The sequence below is a fragment of the Streptomyces sp. NPDC031111 genome (assembly GCF_055570675.1).
On record NZ_JBVIGS010000021.1, the window covers coordinates 101,605 to 121,276 of the forward strand.

A 19,672-nucleotide genomic window follows, 5' to 3' on the forward strand; every position below is an offset into this window, starting at 1 on the left:
AGCAATAAGCGCAAAACCCCAGGTCACAGCTTTGCTCAGGTCAGCGCCCGGAACGTTTCGGTCACGGCGGCGGTCAGCGGGGCCACCTCGACGGGCACCCCGTTGAGGACGGCGTTGCCCGACAGCGGGTCGAGGAGGCTGCCGTCGAGGAGCTGGTTGACGTTGGCCCCGGGGTCGACGGCGGCGTGCCGGGTGCGGGTGCCGGGCCGGTCGTGGCCCCAGCCGTGCGGCAGGCTCACTACGCCCCGGCGCACCCCGTCGGTGATCTCGGCGGGCGCGGTCACCTCTCCCCCGGCGCCCTTGATCCGCACCGGTTCCCCGTCCCGGACGCCGAGGCGTTGGGCGTCCTCGGGGTGGAGGTGGAGGGTGCAGCGGTTGGAGCCGCCGGTGAGTGCCGGCACATTGTGCATCCAGCTGTTGTTGGAGCGCAGATGGCGGCGGCCGACGAGGACGAGTCCGGCGGGGCGCTCGTCCAGGGCGGCGCGCAGCCGCGGGAGGTCGGCGGCGATGGGCTCCGGCAGCAACTCCACTTTTCCGCTGCGGGTCTTCAGCGGCTGGGGCAGCCTCGGGCGCAGGGGGCCGAGGTCGATGCCGTGCGGGTGGGCGAGCAGCTTCTCCAGGGTGAGCCCGTCCGGGGCGGCGCCGAAGCCGTCGCCGTACGGGCCGAGGCGCAGCATCATGTCCAGGCGCCGTTCGGGGCCGTTCGCGCCGGTGAGCAGGCCGGCCAGTTCCCTCGGGTCGCGGCCGTGGACCGGGGAGTGCGGGTCGGTGACCGCCTTGCCGAGGGTCTGGTCGATCACCAGGGCGTCCACCGCGGCGGGGTCGGCGCCGTGCATGCCGGTCGCGGCGAGGACGAGCCGGGCGAGGATCTCGGTCTCGGCCATGCGGCCGGGCTCCAGGGGGACGGCGGGGCGGGTGTAGCGGACCTGGTTGCGCACGGCGAGGGTGTTGAAGGCGAAGTCGTGGTGGGGGCTCTGCGCGGGCGGGGGCGGCGGCAGGACGACGTCGGCGTGCCGTGAGGTCTCGTTGAGGTACGGATCGACGCTCACCATGAAGCCGAGCGAGTCGAGTGCCTTGTCGAGCCGCTCGCCGTCCGGGGCGGAGAGCACCGGGTTGGCGGCGACGACGACGAGGGCGCGGACCGGCTCGCCCTCGTCGGTGACGGTGTCGATCTCCTCGGCGAGGGCGGACAGCGGCAGTTCACCCTTGGCCTCGGGGTGCCGGCGCACCCGGGAGTGCCAGCGCCCGAGGGCGAATCCGCGGCCGGGCCCGGCGGGACGCGGGGTCTTGTCGGTGGCGGCCTGGGGGAAGAGGGCGCCGCCGGGGCGGTCGAGGTTGCCGGTGAGGACGTTGAGCACGTCGACGAGCCAGCTGGCGAGGGTGCCGTGCGGGACGGTGCAGCTGCCGATGCGGCCGTAGACGGCGGCGGTGGGGGCGGCGGCGAGTTCCCGGGCGAGGGCGCGGATGGTGGCGGCGTCGACGTCGCAGGCGGGGGCCACGGCTTCGGGGGTGAAGTCCTTGAGCGCGGCGGCGAGTTCGTCCGCGCCCTGGATGTGCGGCGCCCGCTCCCCCAGGTCGACCAGGCCCTCGTCGAAGAGGACGTGCGCCATGGCCGCGAGCAGCAGCGCGTCGGTGCCGGGGCGGACGGCGAGGTGCCGGTCGGCGAGGCGGGCGGTGCGGGTGCGGCGCGGGTCGACGACGGTGAGGGTGCCGCCGCGGGCCTTCAGGGCCTTGAGGCGGCCGGGGAAGTCGGGCGCGGTGCACAGACTGCCGTTGGACTCCAGCGGGTTGGCGCCGATGAGCAGCAGATGGTCGGTGCGGTCGAGGTCGGGCACGGGGATCGCGTTGGCGTCGCCGAAGAGCAGTCCGCTGGAGACGTGCTTGGGCATCTGGTCGACGGTGGAGGCGGTGAACAGGCTGCGGGTGCCGAGCCCGGCGATCAGTACGGGCGGGTAGAGGGCGCCGGCCATGGTGTGGACGTTGGGGTTGCCCAGGACGACGCCGACGGCGTGCGGTCCGTACCGCTCGACGACGGGCCGTATCCCGGCGGCCACGGCGTCGAACGCCTCTTCCCAGGTGGCCTCGCGCAGTTCGCCGTCGACGCGGACGAGCGGGGTGCGCAGCCGGTCGGGGTCGGAGTCGACGGCCCCGAAGGCGGCGCCCTTGGGGCAGATGAAGCCCTTGCTGAACACGTCGTCCCGGTCGCCGCGGGCGCCGGTGACCCTGCCGTCGTCGATGGTGAGGGTCAGGCCGCAGGTGGCCTCGCACAGGGGGCAGATTCGAAGGGCGGTGCGGGACACGGGACCTCCCGGGTACGGCGGGGGTGACGCACGGACGGGCCGAGCATACCGACCGGTACGCATGGAGGGGAGGGGTCGCTCGTTCCGAGGGGTCACAGCGACGCGGGGAGGCGGCTCAGTCCAGCGTCCGGGCCAGGTACGCCCGCAGCATCTCGCGCAGTTCGCCGATCACCTTCTCGTCGCCCCCGGGCGCCATCCGGAACGCCAGGTGGACCAGGGCGTCGGCGGTCTCGACGGCGACCAGGAAGGCGCGGCGCAGGTCGTCGTCGGCCTCGCGGCCCAGATAACCGGAGAGCAGGCCGGTGAGCCGGTCGGCGACCCGGTGGTTGGGTTCGGCGCGGCGGGTGCCGACGGGGATCTGGTTGCCGAAGTCGACGAGCGAGAAGCCGGGCGCGGTGCGCTTCATGTCGAGGTACTCGTCGAGCACGACGTCCATGGCGTGCCGCCAGCCCCGGTCGCCGGTGGCCCTGAGCCGTTCGGTCACCCGCTCCGAGAAGCGTTCCAGGTTGCGCTGGGCCAGGGCGTCGGCCATCTGGCGCTTGTTGCCGAAGAAGCGGTAGACGGAGCCGATGGGCACACCGGCGCGCTCGGCGACGGCACGGGTGCTGAGGTCGTCGTAGCCGACCTCGTCGAGGAGGTCGGCGCAGGCGTCGAGGATCCTGGCCAGCCGTTCGGCGCTGCGCCGCTGCACCGGCGCTCGGCGGAGCGATGTCGCGTGGGGCACGGGTTTCATCATGCCTGCTCGGCTCCGCCCGGTGAACCTCGCCCTCCGCTTTGGTCCCGCCCGTCCGTTCCGCGCGCCTGTTCCGGGGGTGCCGTGGTGATCGGCTCGACGCTGGGGTCGGGGCTCGGCTCCTGGTCCGACACCGTGATGTCGGCCGTGCTCTCCACGGGCTCGCCGTCCACGGCCCACACCGAGCCGTCGTCGGCGTACAGGCGGACGGTGACCTGGTGCGTGCCGCGCGGGACGGAGTGGCCGGGGAGGTGGTACTCGGGGGTGCGCAGCAGGGCGACGCGGCGGCCGTTCAGTTCGAGGTGCGCCAGGCCGCGTCCGGCCACGGCGCGCTCACCGGTGCCGTCCGGCGAGAAACGGAAGTTGCGCACGGTCAGTCGCACGTCCCAGCCGCCGTCGGTGTCGGGCGTGACCTCGACGCCGACCTCGGGGGCACCCTCCTCGTCCACTTCGCGGTAGGGGCGGCCCTCCTCGTCCCGCTCGTCGATGAGTTCGCCGACGGGTGAGGGCGACACCCCGTCCCGCCCCCGGGTATCGCTCGGACCGCAGCCCGCGGTTCCGGTCAGGAGTACGACACAGACCGCGAGCGCGGTGATCAGGCTGCGCGTCCACGACATGCCGGGGAGCGTAGAACACCGGTACGAGCTCGCGGATCCCCCTGAAGTCGGGTTCCGGGTCCTCCGCCGAGACGAGGCGGGCGAAGGACGGCACCGAGATCGCGTGGCCCCCTTGCGCCCGCGAAAACGCAATCCTACGGTGGTGCATAGGAATCGGATGGCAAGGGAGCACCGAGCATGAGCGATGGGGGCACCGCCCGCGTGAGCGAGTTCGAGCGCGCGGGAGCGCGCAAGAGCGCCGAAGGACTGGAACACCTCACCGGTTTCGGCAACGAGCACAGCTCCGAGGCGATCCCGGGCGCCCTGCCCGAGGGCCGCAACGCACCGCAACGCGCACCGCTCGGGCTGTACGCGGAACAGCTGAGCGGTACGGCGTTCACGGAGCCCCGCGCGGAGAACCGCCGCTCCTGGCTGTACCGGATCCGTCCGTCGGCCGCCCACCCGGCGTTCACCCGCACGGGCAACGGAGCCCTGCGCTCCGCCCCCTTCACCCAGACGGTGCCGGACCCCAACCGACTGCGCTGGAACCCGCTGCCGGTGCCCGCCGAGGGCACGGACTTCCTGGCCGGCCTGTGGACGCTGGGGGGCAACGGCGACGTCACCCAGCGCACCGGGATGGCCGTGCACCTGTACCACGCCAACGCCTCGATGGACCGCGTGTTCAGCGACGCCGACGGTGAACTGCTGATCGTCCCCGAGCACGGCGGGCTGCTGCTGCGCACGGAGTTCGGGCTGCTGCGTGTGGAGCCGGGACACATCGCGCTGATTCCTCGTGGGGTGCGGTTCCGTGTGGAGCTCCTGGACGATTCGGCCCGCGGCTACGTGTGCGAGAACTATGGGGCGCCGTTCCGGCTCCCCGACCTCGGCCCGATCGGCGCCAACGGGCTGGCCAACGCCCGCGACTTCCGCGCCCCGGTCGCCGCGTACGAGGACGTCGAGGGACCGGTGGAGGTGGTGAACAAGTTCTGCGGCAACCTGTGGTCGGCCACGTACGACCACTCCCCGCTCGACGTCGTCGCCTGGCACGGCAACCATGTGCCCTACGCCTACGATCTGCGCCGATTCAATGTGATGGGCACCATCTCGTACGACCACCCGGATCCGTCGATCTTCACGGTGCTGACCTCGCCGAGCGACACCCCGGGGCTGGCCGGGGTGGACTTCGTGGTCTTCGCTCCGCGCTGGCTGGTCGGTGAGGACACCTTCCGTCCGCCGTACTTCCACCGGAACGTGATGAGCGAGTACATGGGCCTGATCGAGGGCGCGTACGACGCGAAGGCGGAGGGCTTCGTGCCGGGCGGGGGTTCGCTGCACAACATGATGTCGGCGCACGGCCCCGACCGGGAGACCTTCGAGAAGGCGAGCGCCGCCGAACTGCGCCCGCAGAAGATCGACGACGGCCTTGCCTTCATGTTCGAGACCCGCTGGCCGGTGTCCCTGACCCCCCAGGCGGCACGGGCGGAGCACCTGCAACAGGGATACGACGACGTCTGGCAGGGTCTCGAGCGTCACTTCCGCCCGTTGCACTGAACCTTCCCGACCGGTACGGATAGCCCCGTGACCTCCTTCGCCCCGGACTCGATCGTCCTGAACCGTAAGTTGCCGCTCTGGTATCAGGTGTCGCAGTCGTTGCGCGCCTCGATCCTCGGCCGCTCGCCCCAGGACCCCCTGCGCCTGCCCACCGAGGAACAGCTGGCCGGGCACTACGGGGTGAGCGTGCTGACCATGCGGCAGGCGCTGAAGGAGCTGGAGGACGAGGGGCTGATCACCCGCCACCGCCGGCGCGGCACGTTCATCGAGCCCGATGTCCGGCGGGGCGCCCCGGTACGGCTGCTGGGCTCGGTGGACGCGATCGTGGCCCAGCAGTCCGGTATGACGACCGAACTGCTGGAGCACGGTCCGGCGCCGGTGCCGGCCGAGATCGCCGAGTACTTCCCGGACCTGTCGGAGGCGGCCGCGTACCACCGGCTGCGCAGCGACGAGAAGACGGGCGAGCCGACCAACCACGCCCGCAACTGGGTCCGCCCCGAACTGGCCGCCCGTATCGACCTGGACGACCTGGTGCGATGGCCGATGACCAAGGTGCTGCGCGATGCCGTCGGGGCGGACATCAGCCGCATCACGGACACGGTGGAGGCGCGGCTCGCGGACCCGGAGACGGCCCGGCTGCTCCAGGTCCCGCTGCTCAGCCCGATCCTGCACTACACGGGCGTCACCTACGACAGCGCCGGCCGCCCCCTGGACGTGGCCGTCATCAACTACCGGGGCGACCGCTTCTCGTTCACGGTGACGCTGGACGCCACCTGATCCACCGGCCCCCGAACGCCGTACGATGCCCAGCGTGACGCACGACGACGCTCCGCTCCTTGCGGACCTCATGCCGTGGTCCGTCGCACCGCCGCGGCTCGGCCGGGGGTGGCCGACGGCACCCGACGCGGCGTCCCTGAAGGCCCGTTGGGACGCCCTGGTCAAGACCGAGGGACGGGACCGCGAGACCCTGTTCCGGCCGACCCGTGCCCGCACCCCGCACTCGGCGGTCGGACAGCTGCCGGGGCAGGGCGGCGGCACCGAGCGGCTGGCCCGCGCCTCGGGCCCGTGCCCCGAGCCGGTACGCGTCCTGCACGGCCCGTTCGACGAGCAGTGGCTGATCCCCGACCACCGGCTGATCGACGCCGCCCGGCCCGAGCTGTGGCGGGTGGCGGACGAGCGGCAGGTCTTCGTCGTCGAGGCCGGCCCGGCGCGGGGCGCCGCCCAGGACCCCGCCGGTCCGCCCCTGCTGGCCACGTCCCTGCTGCCCGTGCTGCGCACCGGCCGCGTCCGCCCGCTGTACCGCCGGCCCGGCGCCGCCGAGCCGAACCTGGTACCCGGACTGACCGGCCACCTCGCCGCCAGGCTCGGCCGGGGCACCTCGCCGCTGGACGTCCTCGCCTGGACGATGGCGGCCTCCCGGGCCACGCCCGCCGGGCTCGCGGTGCCGCTCACCGCGGACGCCGACGTGTGGGAGCGGGGCGTGGCGGTGGGCCGCCGGATGCTGTGGCTGTCGCGGCGCGACGGGGAGCGCCCCAGGCTTCCCGGCGGGCGCCGCCCGTATGTGCGCGCCCCGCTGCCCTCCCGGCCGCTGACCCTGGACTACGACCGCGACGAGGAGGCCCTGTTGCTCGACGAGGGCCGCATCTCCCCGGTGCCGCCCGGGGCCTGGGACTTCGAGGCCGGGGGTGTACGGGTGCTGGAGCAGTGGTTCGCGGCCCGTACGGAGCCGGCCGAGCCGGGCACCCTGGACGCGATCCGGCCGGCCGGCTGGCCACAGGCCTGGACCTCGGAGCTGCTGGAACTGATCACCGTCCTCGCCCTGCTGGCCGAACTGTGCCCGCAGCGGGCCGCGTTGACGGACACGGCGGTCCCGGATCCGATCACACCGGACGAGCTGCGGGAGGCGGGCGTGCTCCCCGTGCCGCCCTCCGCACGCCGCCCGGCCTCGGTGCTCGACGCCCACGAGGAGGGGCCGGAGGGGCAGCTGGCCCTGATCTGAAGGGTCAGCGGCCGGGGTCGAAGCCGTCCAGCATCCGGCCGAGCGCCCGTTCGAACACCGCCTCCAGATCGATCGGCCCGGCGTCCTCCGCGAAGGCCGCCGCCATCCGCGGGTATGCGCCGGTCGCGATCCGGGCGCCCAGATAGGCGATGCGGATGGCGTTCTCCCGCTCCTGCGACCAGGGCAGCGAGCGGGTGCGTTCGGCGGTGGCCAGCTCGTTGCTGACGTACGTGGTCACGATGCCGTTCAGCATCGCGATCAGCTCCAGTTTGGTGCCGTAGGGCCCGGGGAGCGGGTCCAGGCAGGCCAGGCAGTGTTCGAGGTAGCGAAGGGCGTTGGGGCTGAAGCCGTAGACCGGTGACATCAGCCGGGGCAGCCACGGGTGGCGGTGCATCAGCGCGCGGGTCTGGTGCGCCGCCCGGAGCATGTCGGCGCGCCAGTCGCCGCTGGGCTCCCACAGCTCGTGCTCGCCGCCCGCCGCGTCCACCATCAGCTCGTACAGGTCCTCCTTGCGGGGGACGTAGTTGTACAGCGACATGGTGCCGCAGCCCAGTTCGGCGGCGACGCGCCGCATGGTCACGGCGTCCAGGCCCTCCGCGTCGGCGATCCGCACGGCCGCAGCGGCGATGTCGGCGCGCGTGTACGACGGCCTCGGTCCGCGGCCGGTGCGCTCGGGGCGCGCCCAGATCACTTCGGGTTCGGCCGCTCGGCCCGCCATCGGTCATCACCTCGCCCACCATCGTAGTTACGTACGGCGTACGTAGTGCGCTAGGGTTGGCCCATGACTACTACGTACGCTGTACTTAGTGAGGGTCTGGAGAAGCGGTACGGGCAGGTCCGTGCCCTGCGCGGGCTGGATCTGGCGGTGGCCCGGGGCACGGTGTGCGGGGTGCTCGGGCCCAACGGGGCGGGCAAGACGACGGCCGTCCGGCTGCTGACCACGCTGCTGCGGCCGGACGCGGGCTCCGCGCGGATCGCGGGCCACGACCTCGTACGGGAGGCCCCCGCCGTACGCCGCAGGATCGGCGTCACGGGCCAGGACACCTCGATCGACGGCGACCTCACGGGCCGGGAGAACCTGCGGCTGTTCGCCCGGCTGCACCGGGTGGACGGCGCGGCCGGACGGGCCGCCGAGCTGCTCGACCGCTTCGGGCTGACGGAGGCGGCCGACCGGCCGGCGTCCGGCTACTCGGGCGGCATGAGGCGCCGACTGGATCTGGCGGCGAGCCTGATCCGGCGGCCCGAGGTGCTGTTCCTGGACGAGCCGACGACCGGGCTCGACCCGGCCAGCCGCACGCTGATCTGGGACGCGGTGCGGGAGCTGACCGGCGAGGGCACGACCGTGCTGCTCACCACCCAGTACCTGGAGGAGGCGGACCGACTGGCCGACGACATCGCGGTGGTGGACCGCGGCCGGGTCGCGCACACCGGCTCCCCGTCCGAGCTCAAGTCGCTGGTCGGCACGCACGTCGAGGTGGTCGTGGCGGACGCCGGCGCACTGCCGGCGGCGGCCGGGGTGCTCGACCGGCTCACGGGCTCGCCGCCGTCCCTCGACCGGGAGCGGAACGCCGTCGGCGCGGTCGCCAAGGATCCGACGCTCACCCTCCCGCACCTGGTGCGCACGCTGGACGCGGCGGGCGTGCCGCTGCTGGACGCGAGCCTCAGGCCCCCGACCCTCGACGACGTGTTCCTGCGGCTGACCGCCGGGACGGACTCCCTCTCCCCCTCCGACGACAAGGAGCGTGCCGCGTGAGCACGTTGGCGTACGACGGGACCGCGATGCTCGGCCGGCAGCTGCGGCGGATGCGGAACAACCCGGGGCTGCTGATCCTCACCCAGACGATGCCGGTCAGCATGCTGCTGTTCTTCGGCTACGTCTTCGGCAGCGCGCTCGCCGTGTCGGGCGCCGAGTACCGGTCCTTCCTGGTGCCCGGGCTGCTGGTGGCGACGGCGGCGGGCGGTGTCATGACCGGCATGTTCCAGTCGGCGCAGGACGTGCACCGGGGGGTGACGGACCGGTTCCGCACGCTGCCGATGAGCCGGGCGGCCGTGCCGCTGGGCCAGGCGGCGGCGGACGTCGTGGTGACGGCGGCCGGGACGGTGCCGTTCCTGCTGGTGGGGCTCGCGGTGGGCTGGCGGGTGGAGGGGAGCGCGCTCGAAGCCGTGGGCGCCGTCGCCCTGTTGCTGCTGTTCCGGTTCGCCTGTGTGTGGATCGGGATGTTCCTCGGACTGCTCACCCGGAACGAGGAGGCGGCCGGCCAGCTGGGCGGGGCGACGTTCCTGCTGCCGCTGCTGTCCAGCGCGTACATCCCGACGGCGGGGCTGCCGGACGGGCTGCGCACGGTCGCGGAGTGGAATCCGATCAGCGCGGTGGCGACGGCGCTGCGGGACCTGTTCGGCAACGCCCCCGTGCCCGACGGGGCGGCCTGGCCGGTGGCGCATCCCGTCGCGGGGTCGCTGATGTGGTGTGCGGTGCTGCTCGCGGTGTTCGTGCCGCTCGCGGTACGGCAGTACGGGCGCGGGAAGGGCTGAGACCCGCGGGGATGTCAGGTCCCTGCCAGGAATGAGGCGACCGTTGGGCCCCCGGAGCGCTGCCGGGTGGGTTCGGGGGCGCCGGCATGGGGAGGTGCCGGTGTCGGATCGGGCGCCGGGGCGCCGCCGCGTGCCGCGGGGATGACGGACGGGGGCGGGGGCGCCGCGCCGGGACGGTGGTGGGCCGTCCGGGCGCCGGCGCTACCGGCTGCCGAACAGGGAACGGCGCAGTCGACGCAGCGGGGCGAAGAGCGAGACGCGGCTCGTCCGAGCCCGCGCGCCCCTGGCACCGCGGTCGTGCGCGGCGTCACGCGCGATGAGCTCGCGCATCAGCGACGTCGCCTCGGCCGTCTCCCGCTGCGGGACCGCGGGTCCCCCGAGGACCGAGAGATGGCGGTCGAGGCGCGAGCTGGTCGCGCTGCTACCGCAGGTGATCGCAGGGACCCTGGCCCTGCTGCGCACTGTTATCTGTTCCATGTCACTCCCCACCCGTACGAGTCCACCCGGCCCGGGCAGGGTAACCCTATCGCCCCATCCGGGCACTCGTGTATCGAGGTCACAGGATTCACCTTCCCCTTAAGGGGGTTGACGAACACTCGTCGATTACTCTCCGAATCCGACCGTTTTCAGGGCGAGTTGAGCTATGGGCCGGGAGGTGGGCTGCTCCGACCCGCCCGCGGGTTCGACGGTCACGGCGAGTGACGTCGCGGCGGACTCGAGACCGGAGGCGACCAGGGGCGTGTCGCCGTCGAACAGGCCCAGGGAACGCGGTCGCGCGTCCGCACCCATGAGCCAGAGCTGACGGACACGTCCGTTCGGGGGGTCGTCGTATCCGCCGAGGGTGACGACCGCGCCGCGGACCGATACGGAGGCGATCACTCCGATGGTGCGGCCCCGCGCGTCCCGGCCGCTGCTCGCGCGGGCGTCCGGGGCGGCGAGAACGTGGGCGATCTCACGTGACCGGTCGCGTTCCGCGTTCAGCCGGTCCTGGGTCCGGTCCGCCTGGACGGCGAAGAGCGAGGCGACGACGAGCGCCGCGGCGGCGGTGGCCGTCGCGAACGGCACGAACAGCGTCGTACGGCGCCGGTCGCGGGTGCGCGGCGGCGGTGCGGCGCCCCAGACGTGCGGCGGGAGTTGCGGGGCTCGCGCGCGTGCGGACTCCTGGGGCGCGGGTTCCTGCGGAGTGGTCCGTACGGCGGCCAGGACACGGTCCCGCATCGCGGCCGGGGCGGGGGCGGCCGTGGACCAGGCGAGGCGGACGGCGTCCTCGGCGAGGGCGCGCACCTCGGCGGCGCAACGGCCGCAGGACGTCAGGTGCTTCTCGAAGCGCACGCGCTCGGCGGGTTCCAGGGCGTCGAGGGCGTAGGGGGCGGCGAGGGAGTGCGCATCGCCGCGGCGCGGCAGTCGGTCGAACACGCTCATGCCGCGCCTCCCAGGCAGTCGCGCAGGCGGGTCAGGCCGTCACGCATACGGGTCTTGACCGTGCCCAGCGGCAGCGACAGCCGCTCGGCCACCTCGCGGTAGGTGTAGCCGTCGTAGTAGGCGAGGGTGACGGACTGTCTCTGGAGTGCGGTGAGGCGGTCCAGGCAGCGGCGCACCCACTCGCGTTCGAGGCCCGCCTCGACCTCCTCGGCGACCTGGTCGAAGGCGGGACCGGGGCCGCGCCGGGCCTCGCGCTGCTCGCGTTCGCCGGCCGCGCGGGCGCTGCGCACCCGGTCGACGGCCCGGCGGTGGGCGAGGGTGAGGACCCAGGACAGCGCGCTGCCCCGGCCGGGGTCGAACCGCGCGGCGGAGCGCCAGAGTTCGAGCAGTACCTCCTGGGCCACCTCCTCGGACTGGGCGGGATCGCGCACCACGCGCCGCACCAGCCCGTACACCGGCCCGGAGACCAGCCCGTACAGGTCCTCGAACGCCTTCTGGTCACCTCCGGCCACCAGCATCAGCAGCTCGTCCGCCTCCAACGCGCATCCCCCTCTCCAGGCCCCTTCGGGCCGCCCGGTCACACGAGGCATTCGCAGCGGGCGAGCCTCCGGATGGGAAGTACGGATCAACGGACCGAAAACGCGGGTCGGCAGCGAGAAATGCTACGGGCGTACGGGCCCGACGGGAGGGGGCTCGGACGAATTCCCGAACTCGACCAATCCGGCCCGGCGTTCGCTCCGAAATCCAGTGCGTCAGGCAAGTTGGCACTGAGGACGGACGGCATGACACCTAACTCCAGGACCGGTGCGGGGCGCAGGAGTCTCGCGACCCTGATCTGTGGTGCGCTGGCCGCCGGGGGGCTCGCAGCCGCCGGCGTGACCGCGCTGGAACCCGAGGCGGCCTCCGCCTCCTCCCACCGGGAGGCCCCGCTGATCTCGGGCACCCCGCAGTACGACAACACGGACCTGTACGCGTTCGTCAGCCCCGACAAGCCGGACACGACGACGATCATCGCGAACTGGATCCCCTTCGAGGAGCCGGCCGGCGGACCGAACTTCTTCACGTTCGCCGAGGACGCGCAGTACGACATCCACATCGACAACAACGGGGACGCGCAGGGCGAGCTGCTGTTCCGCTACACCTTCAGGACGCACACGAAGAACGACAAGACGTTCCTGTACAACACCGGCCCGGTCACCAGCCTGGACGACCCGGACCTCAACATCACGCAGACGTACGACATAGAGCTGCTCAAGCTGAAGAACCAGCGGGCGGTGTCCCGGACGAAGATCGCGGACGACGTTCCGGTGGCGCCGTCGAACGTCGGCAAGGCGTCCATGCCGGACTACGACACGCTGCGCGAGGAGGCCGTGCACGAACTCGCGGGCGGCGCGACGACGTTCGCCGGGCAGGCGGACGACCCGTTCTTCCTGGACCTGCGGGTCTTCGACCTGCTGTACGGCGGGAACCTCTCCGAGGTCGGCAACGACACCCTCAAGGGCTACAACGTCAACTCGCTCGCCCTCCAGGTCCCGACCCACATGATCGCCGAGTCGAAGGACCAGCCGGTCGTCGGCATCTGGTCGACGACGCAGCGCAAGAACGCCGAGGGGCACTTCGTGCAGGTGTCGCGGCTGGGCAGTCCGCTGGTCAACGAGGTCGTCAACCCGCTGAAGGACAAGGACACGTTCAACGCGTCCGCGCCGTGGGACGACGCGCGGTTCCTCAAGAACGTCACCGAGCCGGAGCTGCCGAAGCTGATCGAGGCGATCTACAAGATCGACGCGCCGGACGAGCCGCGCAACGACCTCGTCGACGTGTTCCTCAAGGGCGTCGAGGGCCTCAACCAGCCGCCCCATGTGAGGCCGTCGGAGATGCTGCGCCTCAACACCTCGATCGCGCCGGCCGCCGAGCCGAAGCGGCTGGGCGTACTGGACGGCGACAACGCCGGCTTCCCGAACGGGCGACGGCTGACGGACGACGTGATCGACGCGTCGCTCCAGGTCGTCGAGGGGGAACTGGTCGGGGCGAAGAACGACCTGGGCGACGCGGTCGACGCCAACGACAAGGAGTTCGGGGCGGCCTTCCCGTATCTGGCGAACCCGACGGAGGGTTCGCGCGGCCCGCTGGCCAAGGGCGTGGACGGCGGCAACGACGTACGCAACCAGCTGGGTGACGCGCTGCGGCCGGCGGGCGCGGAGGGCTCCGACGACACCGCGCTCATCGCCGCGTCCGCGGGTGCGGGGGCGGGCGGGCTGCTGCTGATCGGCGCGGCCCTGATGTGGTGGCGCCGGATGCGCGGCCGCGCGTACTGACCGACCGGCGCGGCCCGTTCCCTCCATCCCCCACGGCACGGGCCGCGCCGCCGACTTCCGCACCACCCGGCGAACGACCGAGGAGAGAGGCCATGCCTCCGCGTACGAACGACAGCGCCCACGGGAACGAGCGGCCCCCGGCGCCGCACGCACCGGCGGTGCCCGGCCACGCCAGGACACCGGACGAGGCGGCGGCCCTTCGTCCCGGCCCGGACGAGGACCGTGCCCGGACGGGGACCCGGGGGCATGGGCCGGCCCCGTCCCTCACAACGAACGCCCGACCCGGACCGACGCCCGGCGGGGAGCCGAAGAACCACCGCGAGCCCGGCACGGGGCGCGGCGTTCCGGCCGCCTCGGACGACGAACCACCCGCCCGCGACCCAGGCGCCGGACCCGTCGAGACGGAACACGCGGCGGGGCGCCGTGAGGGCTCGTCCGGCAGGACGGCGGCGGACGTCGAGGACGGGCGCGGCGTTTCGGCCGTCGCGGGCGGCGACGACGAACCGCCCGCCCGCGACCCGGGCGCCGGATCCGTCGAGACGGAGCGCGCGGCGGGGCGTGGTGAAGGCTCGTCCGGCAGGACGGCGGCGGACGTCGAGAGCGGGCGCGGCGTTTCGGCCGTCGCGGGCTGTGATGGTGAGCAGTCCGTCGTCGGGCGGGGTGCCGGGGATCGGCGGGTGGGGGCGCTGGGGCGGTTCTCCGCTGCCGCGCGGCGGTCGCGCGGGGTGCATCTCGCGGTGTGTGCCGGGTTGCTGGCCGTGGCGATGACCGCCGGGGCCGTCGCGGCCGGGGGCGGCCGGGAGGCGGCGCCGGACGGGGTCGACGCCGCACCGGCGGGCGCGGTGCTCGCCGGGGGTGATCCGGATGCCGGGATCCGCTCGTTGCAGGCCCATCTGCGGGCGCAGCCGAAGGACTTCGCCGGCTGGGCCACCCTGGGCACCGCCTATGTCGAGCAGGCGCGGACCCAGGGTGATCCCTCGCGCTACCCGCAGGCCGAGCGGGCGCTCGAACGTTCCCTCGCCCTCGCACCGGGCAACGACCGGGCCCTCGCCGGGCAGGCCGCCCTCGCCGCCGCGCGGCACGACTTCACCGGCGCCCTGAAGTACGCCGACCTGGCCCTGGAACAAAACCCCTACAGCGAACGCGCCCTGTGCTCCCGCATCGACGCGCTGGTCGAGCTCGGCCGGTACGAGGAGGCCGCCGAAGCCGCGGCCACCGCCGACCGCAGGAGGCCGGGGGTGCCCGTGTTCACGCGGTACGCGTACGTACGGGAGCTGCGCGGCGATGTACGCACCGCGCGCGATGTGCTGCGACGGGCCCTCGACGCCGCCTCCTCCCCTGCGGACGTGGCGTACGTGGCGACCGCGCTGGGGCAGCTCGCCTGGAACCAGGGCGACCACGCCACCGCTCTGCGGCACTACGCGCGGGCGCTCGCCGCCGACGAGGACTACCTGCCCGCGCTGGAGGGCCGGGCCCGCGCGCGGGCCGCGAGCGGTGACCGCGCGAGCGCCGTCGAGGCGCTGGAGCGGATCGTCGCCCGGTCCCCGCTGCCCGGCCCGCTGGTCGCCCTCGGCGAGCTGTACGAGGACCGCGGCGCCGACGGCGACCGCGCGAGGGCCCGCGCCCAGTACGCCCTCGTCGACGCCTGGACCGCGCTGGCCCGGGCCGGCGGGGTCGACGCCGACCTGGACACCGCACTGGCCGCCGCCGACCACGGTGACGCCGGTGAGGCGCTGCGCGCGGCCCGCGCGGAGTGGGACAGGCGGCACAGCGTGCACACCGCGGACGCCCTCGCCTGGGCGCTGCACGTCAACGGCCGCGACGCGGAGGCCCTTCCGTACGCCCGCCGGGCCACGGCCACCGGCTACCGCGACGCCGCCTTCCTCTATCACCGGGGCATGATCGAGAAGGCCACCGGGCACGCGGGCGCCGCCCGCGCCTCCCTCACCGCCGCGCTGGAGCTGAACCCCGGCTTCTCGCCCCTCGGCGCCCGTGCGGCCCGCGCCGCGCTCGAGGAACTGGAGGCAGCACGTTGATCCTCCGCCGTTCCGTCGCCGCCGGTGCCGCCGTCCTCACCGCCGCCTGCGCGCTCGCGCTGGTCCCGGCCACGACGGCGAGCGCGCACCCGCTCGGCAACTTCACCGTCAACCGCTACGACGGGCTGGTGGCCGCGCCCGGTGAACTCCGCGTCCACCACGTCGAGGACCTCGCCGAGATCCCGGCCACCCAGGCCGGCCCGGACGTCGAACGGCTGGGCAGGGACGCGTGGGCCCGGCAGCGCTGTGCCACGGCCGCCCGGGACAGCGCGGTGCGCGTCGACGGGCGGGCGGTCCCGCTCACCGTACGCACCGCCCACGCGCGCGTACGGCCCGGTCAGGCGGGGCTGGACACCCTGCGTGTGGAGTGCGGGCTGACCGCTCCCCTCCCGGACGGCGAGTCGGTGCGGGTCCGCTTCGACGGGGCGAGCGCGTCGTCCGGGCCGGGCTGGCGGGAGATCACCGCGCGGGGCGACCGTACGACGCTCACCGCCTCGGACGTACCGGAGTCCTCGCTGTCCGGCGAGTTGACCCGCTACCCGGAGAAGCTGCTCTCCTCCCCGGCCGACACCAGGACCGCCGCCCTGAGCATCCGACCGGGCGGCCCGGCCCTGGCGGAGGAGGAGGGCGACGCGCCCGCCTCGGCGGTGCTGCCCCGCGGCGCCGACCGCTGGACGCGCGCCCTCGACGACCTCGTCGCCCGCCGCGACCTCACCGTCGGCTTCGCCGCGCTCGCCCTGCTGATCGCCGTCGTGCTCGGCGCGGCGCACGCGCTCGCCCCGGGTCACGGCAAGACGCTCATGGCCGCGACGGCGGCGGCGCGCGGGGGCAGGGCCCGGCTGCGGGACGTCCTGCCGATGGCCGCCTCGGTGACGGTCACCCACACGCTGGGCGTGGTCGCCCTGGGCCTGCTGGTCACGGCCGGTTCGGCCGCCGCGCCCTCGGTGATCGCCTGGCTGGGCATCGCGAGCGGCGTCCTCGTCACCCTGGCCGGCGCGAGCCTCGTACGCCGCGCCCTGCGCAACCGGAACCACACGCACCGGCACGAACACACGCACGCCCACGGCCACATCGAGCACAGTCATGGGGAACACGCCCATGTCGAGCACACCCATGTGGAACACACCCATGGTGGTCGCACCCACACCCATCCCACCGCCCCCACCCTGCGCGGCACGATCCTGCTCGGTTTCGCCGGCGGGCTGGTGCCCAGTCCGTCCGCCGTCGTGGTGCTGGTCGGCGCCGCCGCCCTCGGTCAGGCCTGGTTCGGGCTGCTGCTCGTCGTCGCGTACGGCGTCGGGCTGGCCCTGACCCTGACGGCGGCCGGGTACGCGGTCGTCAAGGCGGGCAGCGGTGTCACCCGGCTGCTGGCCCGGCGCCCCCGCTGGACGGCGGCCCCCTGGGCGGCCCTGATGCGCCGGAGTGCGCCCCTGGGATCGGCGTTCGTCGTCGTGGCGCTGGGAGCCGGATTGGTGTTCAGGGGGGCGGCATCCGCACTCGGCTGAGCTACTTTCATGAGGAAAGGGAGAATTCGCCCGGATGCGAATGGGGGCGCCGTGTCCGAAGAACCGGGCAGTGAGCGGGTGATCGCGGGTCGCTACCGGCTGCTGTCACCGCTGGGCGAGGGCGGCATGGGCACCGTGTGGCGGGCCCGCGACGAGGTGCTGCACCGCGAGGTCGCCGTCAAGGAGGTGCGCGCCCCGGCCGGGCTGCCGGCGTCCGACGTGGAGCGGATGTACGCCCGGCTGGAGCGGGAGGCGTGGGCGGCGGCCCGGATCGCCGACCGCAACGTGGTGACGGTCTACGACGTGGCCACCGAGGACGGGCGCCCGTGGATCGTCATGGAGCTGATCCGCGGCCTGTCGCTGGCCGAGGTGCTGGACGCCGAGGGCCCGCTGTCGCCCCGGCGTGCCGCGCACATCGGCGCGGAGGTGCTCGCCGCCCTGCGGGCCGCGCACGGGGCGGGCGTGCTCCACCGGGACGTGAAACCGGCCAACGTCCTGATCGCGAACGACGGACGCATCGTGCTCACCGACTTCGGGATCGCCATGGTCGAGGGCAGCTCGGCGCTGACCATGACCGGAGAGGTCGTGGGCTCGCCGGAGTTCCTCGCGCCGGAGCGGGCGCTGGGGCGTACGCCGGGGCCCGAGTCGGATCTGTGGTCGCTCGGAGTGCTGCTGTACGCGGCGGTCGAGGGCGCCTCCCCGTTCCGCCAGGACACCCCGCTCAGCACGCTGCGGGCGATCGTCGACGAGGAGCTGCCGCCCCCGCGCCGGGCCGGACCGCTCGGCCCGGTCATCGAGGGGCTGCTGCGCAAGGAGCCGGGCGAGCGGCTGTCGGCGGAACAGGCGCAGGAGGAACTCCGGGTCATCGGGGCGGGAGGCACGCCGCGCCCGGACACGGCGCGTTCGGTGCCGTACGCCCCGACGGTGGCCGCGGTGCCCCGGCGGCACCCGGAGACGCCCTCGCCCACTCCCCCGCTCCCGGTCCCGGGCGCGCCGACGGCGACCACCGCGGTCACCCGGCCCCGGCGCGACCGGCGTGCTGCCGTCGCCCTGGTGGCGGGCGTGGTCGTGGTGGTCCTGGCGCTGGCCGGACTGACGTACGCGCTGCTGAACCGCGAGGACGGCGACCCCGGTGCCAAGGGCACGGGTGAGGAGGTGAGTTCGCCCGCGCGGACCGGTGACGACGAGCAGGAGGACGACGGCGGGACACCGCGGACGGACAGGTCGACCCCCTCCCCCACCCGGAGCGACGACGAGGAGGACGACGAGACCACTCCCCCGCCGCAGACCGTTTCGGTGTCGGTGACCGGCGCGCGCACGGAGTACTCCGGCGTCTGTCCGCCGCCGGGCGAACAGGCGCCCGCGTTCACGGCGACGTTCACGGTGGGGCGGCTGCCGGCCGAGGTCTCCTACCGCTGGGTGGCAGAGGACGGCTCGGTGGCCGATCCGGGCTGGCGGAAGCTGGCGTTCCCCGAAGGGGGCGGGCGCACGAAGCACGACACGGTGGTCGTGACGACGTACTCGGAGACCGGGACGTTCGAGAGCGGGATCGGGGTGGAGGTCCGGGAGCCGGTGCACACCACCTCCGAGACGGTGCCGTTCTCGGTGACGTGCGAGACGGAGACCCCGCCGGGCGGGGCCTCCCCTTCTCCTTCCGGTTCGACGGACGACCGCTGACGGGTCAGGCCGCGGCGTCGAGCACCGGCAGATAGCCGCCGGACTGTCCGGCGGCCGTCGGGTGGTACGAGTTGCCGATGTTGAACCAGTCCACGCTGTGCAGCCAGGAGGAGCCGGAGCAGATCTCGTGGCCGGTGAAGGTGGTGCGGACGTCGCCGAACGTGTAGCCGTGCGCCCGGGCGCGCAGGGCGATGGCGTTGGCGAGGTGGTCGGAGGCGTCGTTGATCGCCTTCCGCTTGGTCTCGGAGAGACCGATGCAGGAGGTGCCGAGCTTGTAGAAGCGGGGGTAGCCGAGCACCACGACACGAGCGTTGGGGGCCCGGTCGCGGATCGCCGTGTAGACGCTGTCGAGCCTGCCGGGCAGCGTCGAGTCGACGAACGCCTTCGCGGTGTTGATCCGCGAGAGGCAGGAGCTGTCGGACTGGAGCACACAGGTCGTCATGACGTCGGCGAAGCCGGCGTCGTTGCCGCCGACGCTGATGGAGACCAGCCCGGTGGACGTGGAGAGCGGACCGAGCTGCCCGGAGAGAACATCACTCGTTCGGGCGCCCGAGCAGGCCGTGAAGTCGAAGGACGAGGGTGAGTTGGCGGCCGCCCAGAGGTACGGGTGGGCCTTCGTGCTGCGCTTGCAGTCACCGCTGCCGGAGATGTAGCTGCCGGCTCCGACACCGGAGGCGTAGGAGTCGCCGAGCGCCACATAGCCACCCGCGGCGGCCTGTTGGGATGCCTGAGCGGTCGCGGCCCCGGTGAGGGCCGTGGTGACGGCGAGGAGGAGCGAACCGAGTAAGAGGACAAGTCGGGAACGTCTCATGGAACCTCCTTTAGCAGGATCTCTGCCCCAACCGTCGTAGCAACTACGCGTGTTGACAGGAAGTGGTCATGTCAAAACTGTTGATGTTTAATCCTGGACGGAATCCGGTCATGAGGACTTTCTGCCCTTGACGACCCCTACCGGGTGCGCCACATTGAAGCCCGGCATCCGACGCTTCGGGGGGCAAAGTCGGCC

17 protein-coding genes are annotated in these 19,672 nt (G+C 73.5%); 9 read left to right on the forward strand and 8 right to left on the reverse strand.

The window, feature by feature from the left end; translation table 11 throughout:
- Positions 1-35: 35 nt before the first annotated feature.
- The 3 genes from ACZ470_RS33415 to ACZ470_RS33425 all read right to left on the reverse strand — a co-directional run bounded on the left by ACZ470_RS33415 (position 36) and on the right by ACZ470_RS33425 (position 3,650).
- Positions 36-2,300, reverse strand: coding sequence for a molybdopterin oxidoreductase family protein (locus ACZ470_RS33415; RefSeq protein ID WP_468433363.1), 2,265 nt, complete (start codon positions 2,298-2,300; stop codon positions 36-38).
- Between the two features lie 115 nt (positions 2,301-2,415).
- Positions 2,416-3,033 carry a TetR/AcrR family transcriptional regulator gene (locus ACZ470_RS33420; RefSeq protein WP_468433426.1) on the reverse strand — a complete coding sequence of 206 codons (618 nt, stop codon included), beginning with the start codon at positions 3,031-3,033 and terminating at the stop codon, positions 2,416-2,418.
- Complete coding sequence (locus tag ACZ470_RS33425; RefSeq protein ID WP_468433365.1) at positions 3,033-3,650, reverse strand: hypothetical protein; 618 nt, start codon at positions 3,648-3,650, stop codon at positions 3,033-3,035. Before ACZ470_RS33425 ends, ACZ470_RS33420 begins: the two co-directional genes overlap by 1 nt.
- A gap of 177 nt (positions 3,651-3,827) precedes the next feature.
- Here ACZ470_RS33425 and hmgA point away from each other — a divergent pair, with 177 nt between their 5' ends.
- The 3 genes from hmgA to ACZ470_RS33440 are packed head-to-tail and all read left to right on the forward strand — an operon-like array spanning position 3,828 to position 7,179.
- Complete coding sequence (gene hmgA / locus ACZ470_RS33430; protein WP_468433367.1) at positions 3,828-5,180, forward strand: homogentisate 1,2-dioxygenase; 1,353 nt, start codon at positions 3,828-3,830, stop codon at positions 5,178-5,180.
- Positions 5,181-5,207: 27 nt separating this feature from the next.
- Complete coding sequence (locus ACZ470_RS33435; RefSeq protein WP_468433369.1) at positions 5,208-5,957, forward strand: GntR family transcriptional regulator; 750 nt, start codon at positions 5,208-5,210, stop codon at positions 5,955-5,957.
- Between the two features lie 25 nt (positions 5,958-5,982).
- Positions 5,983-7,179 carry a type ISP restriction/modification enzyme gene (locus ACZ470_RS33440; protein WP_468433370.1) on the forward strand — a complete coding sequence of 399 codons (1,197 nt, stop codon included), beginning with the start codon at positions 5,983-5,985 and terminating at the stop codon, positions 7,177-7,179.
- A 4-nt stretch (positions 7,180-7,183) separates the two neighbouring features.
- Here the strand turns inward: ACZ470_RS33440 and ACZ470_RS33445 are convergent, their stop codons facing one another.
- Positions 7,184-7,897 carry a TetR/AcrR family transcriptional regulator C-terminal domain-containing protein gene (locus ACZ470_RS33445; protein WP_468433372.1) on the reverse strand — a complete coding sequence of 238 codons (714 nt, stop codon included), beginning with the start codon at positions 7,895-7,897 and terminating at the stop codon, positions 7,184-7,186.
- Between the two features lie 63 nt (positions 7,898-7,960).
- On the opposite strand from ACZ470_RS33445, the gene ACZ470_RS33450 reads away from it, so the two are divergent.
- On the forward strand, positions 7,961-8,932 hold the full coding sequence (locus ACZ470_RS33450) for an ATP-binding cassette domain-containing protein (RefSeq protein ID WP_468433373.1): 972 nt from the start codon (positions 7,961-7,963) through the stop codon (positions 8,930-8,932).
- Positions 8,929-9,711 carry an ABC transporter permease gene (locus ACZ470_RS33455; protein WP_468433375.1) on the forward strand — a complete coding sequence of 261 codons (783 nt, stop codon included), beginning with the start codon at positions 8,929-8,931 and terminating at the stop codon, positions 9,709-9,711. The genes ACZ470_RS33450 and ACZ470_RS33455 overlap by 4 nt, the downstream gene beginning before the upstream one ends.
- Positions 9,712-9,912: 201 nt before the next feature.
- On the opposite strand, the gene ACZ470_RS33460 is transcribed toward ACZ470_RS33455, so the two are convergent.
- The 3 genes from ACZ470_RS33460 to ACZ470_RS33470 all read right to left on the reverse strand — a co-directional run bounded on the left by ACZ470_RS33460 (position 9,913) and on the right by ACZ470_RS33470 (position 11,672).
- Positions 9,913-10,188 (reverse strand): hypothetical protein, encoded by a 276-nt coding sequence (locus ACZ470_RS33460; RefSeq protein WP_468433376.1) that lies wholly within the window; start codon positions 10,186-10,188, stop codon positions 9,913-9,915.
- A gap of 126 nt (positions 10,189-10,314) precedes the next feature.
- Positions 10,315-11,133 carry an anti-sigma factor gene (locus ACZ470_RS33465; RefSeq protein WP_468433378.1) on the reverse strand — a complete coding sequence of 273 codons (819 nt, stop codon included), beginning with the start codon at positions 11,131-11,133 and terminating at the stop codon, positions 10,315-10,317.
- On the reverse strand, positions 11,130-11,672 hold the full coding sequence (locus tag ACZ470_RS33470) for a sigma-70 family RNA polymerase sigma factor (protein ID WP_073933575.1): 543 nt from the start codon (positions 11,670-11,672) through the stop codon (positions 11,130-11,132). Before ACZ470_RS33470 ends, ACZ470_RS33465 begins: the two co-directional genes overlap by 4 nt.
- Positions 11,673-11,915: 243 nt before the next feature.
- Between ACZ470_RS33470 and ACZ470_RS33475 the strand changes: the two genes are divergently transcribed.
- From ACZ470_RS33475 to ACZ470_RS33490, 4 genes are all read left to right on the forward strand, one after another.
- Positions 11,916-13,448: a DUF4331 domain-containing protein gene (locus ACZ470_RS33475; protein ID WP_468433380.1), complete on the forward strand. Its 1,533-nt coding sequence runs from the start codon at positions 11,916-11,918 to the stop codon at positions 13,446-13,448.
- Between the two features lie 92 nt (positions 13,449-13,540).
- Positions 13,541-15,484, forward strand: a complete 1,944-nt coding sequence (locus ACZ470_RS33480) for a tetratricopeptide repeat protein (RefSeq protein WP_468433381.1) — start codon at positions 13,541-13,543, stop codon at positions 15,482-15,484.
- Positions 15,481-16,989 (forward strand): nickel/cobalt transporter, encoded by a 1,509-nt coding sequence (locus tag ACZ470_RS33485; RefSeq protein ID WP_468433382.1) that lies wholly within the window; start codon positions 15,481-15,483, stop codon positions 16,987-16,989. The genes ACZ470_RS33480 and ACZ470_RS33485 overlap by 4 nt, the downstream gene beginning before the upstream one ends.
- 9 nt (positions 16,990-16,998) lie before the next feature.
- Positions 16,999-18,666, forward strand: a complete 1,668-nt coding sequence (locus ACZ470_RS33490) for a serine/threonine-protein kinase (protein ID WP_468433384.1) — start codon at positions 16,999-17,001, stop codon at positions 18,664-18,666.
- A gap of 4 nt (positions 18,667-18,670) precedes the next feature.
- Here the strand turns inward: ACZ470_RS33490 and ACZ470_RS33495 are convergent, their stop codons facing one another.
- Positions 18,671-19,477, reverse strand: a complete 807-nt coding sequence (locus ACZ470_RS33495; protein ID WP_468433386.1) for an SGNH/GDSL hydrolase family protein — start codon at positions 19,475-19,477, stop codon at positions 18,671-18,673.
- Positions 19,478-19,672: the final 195 nt, after the last annotated feature.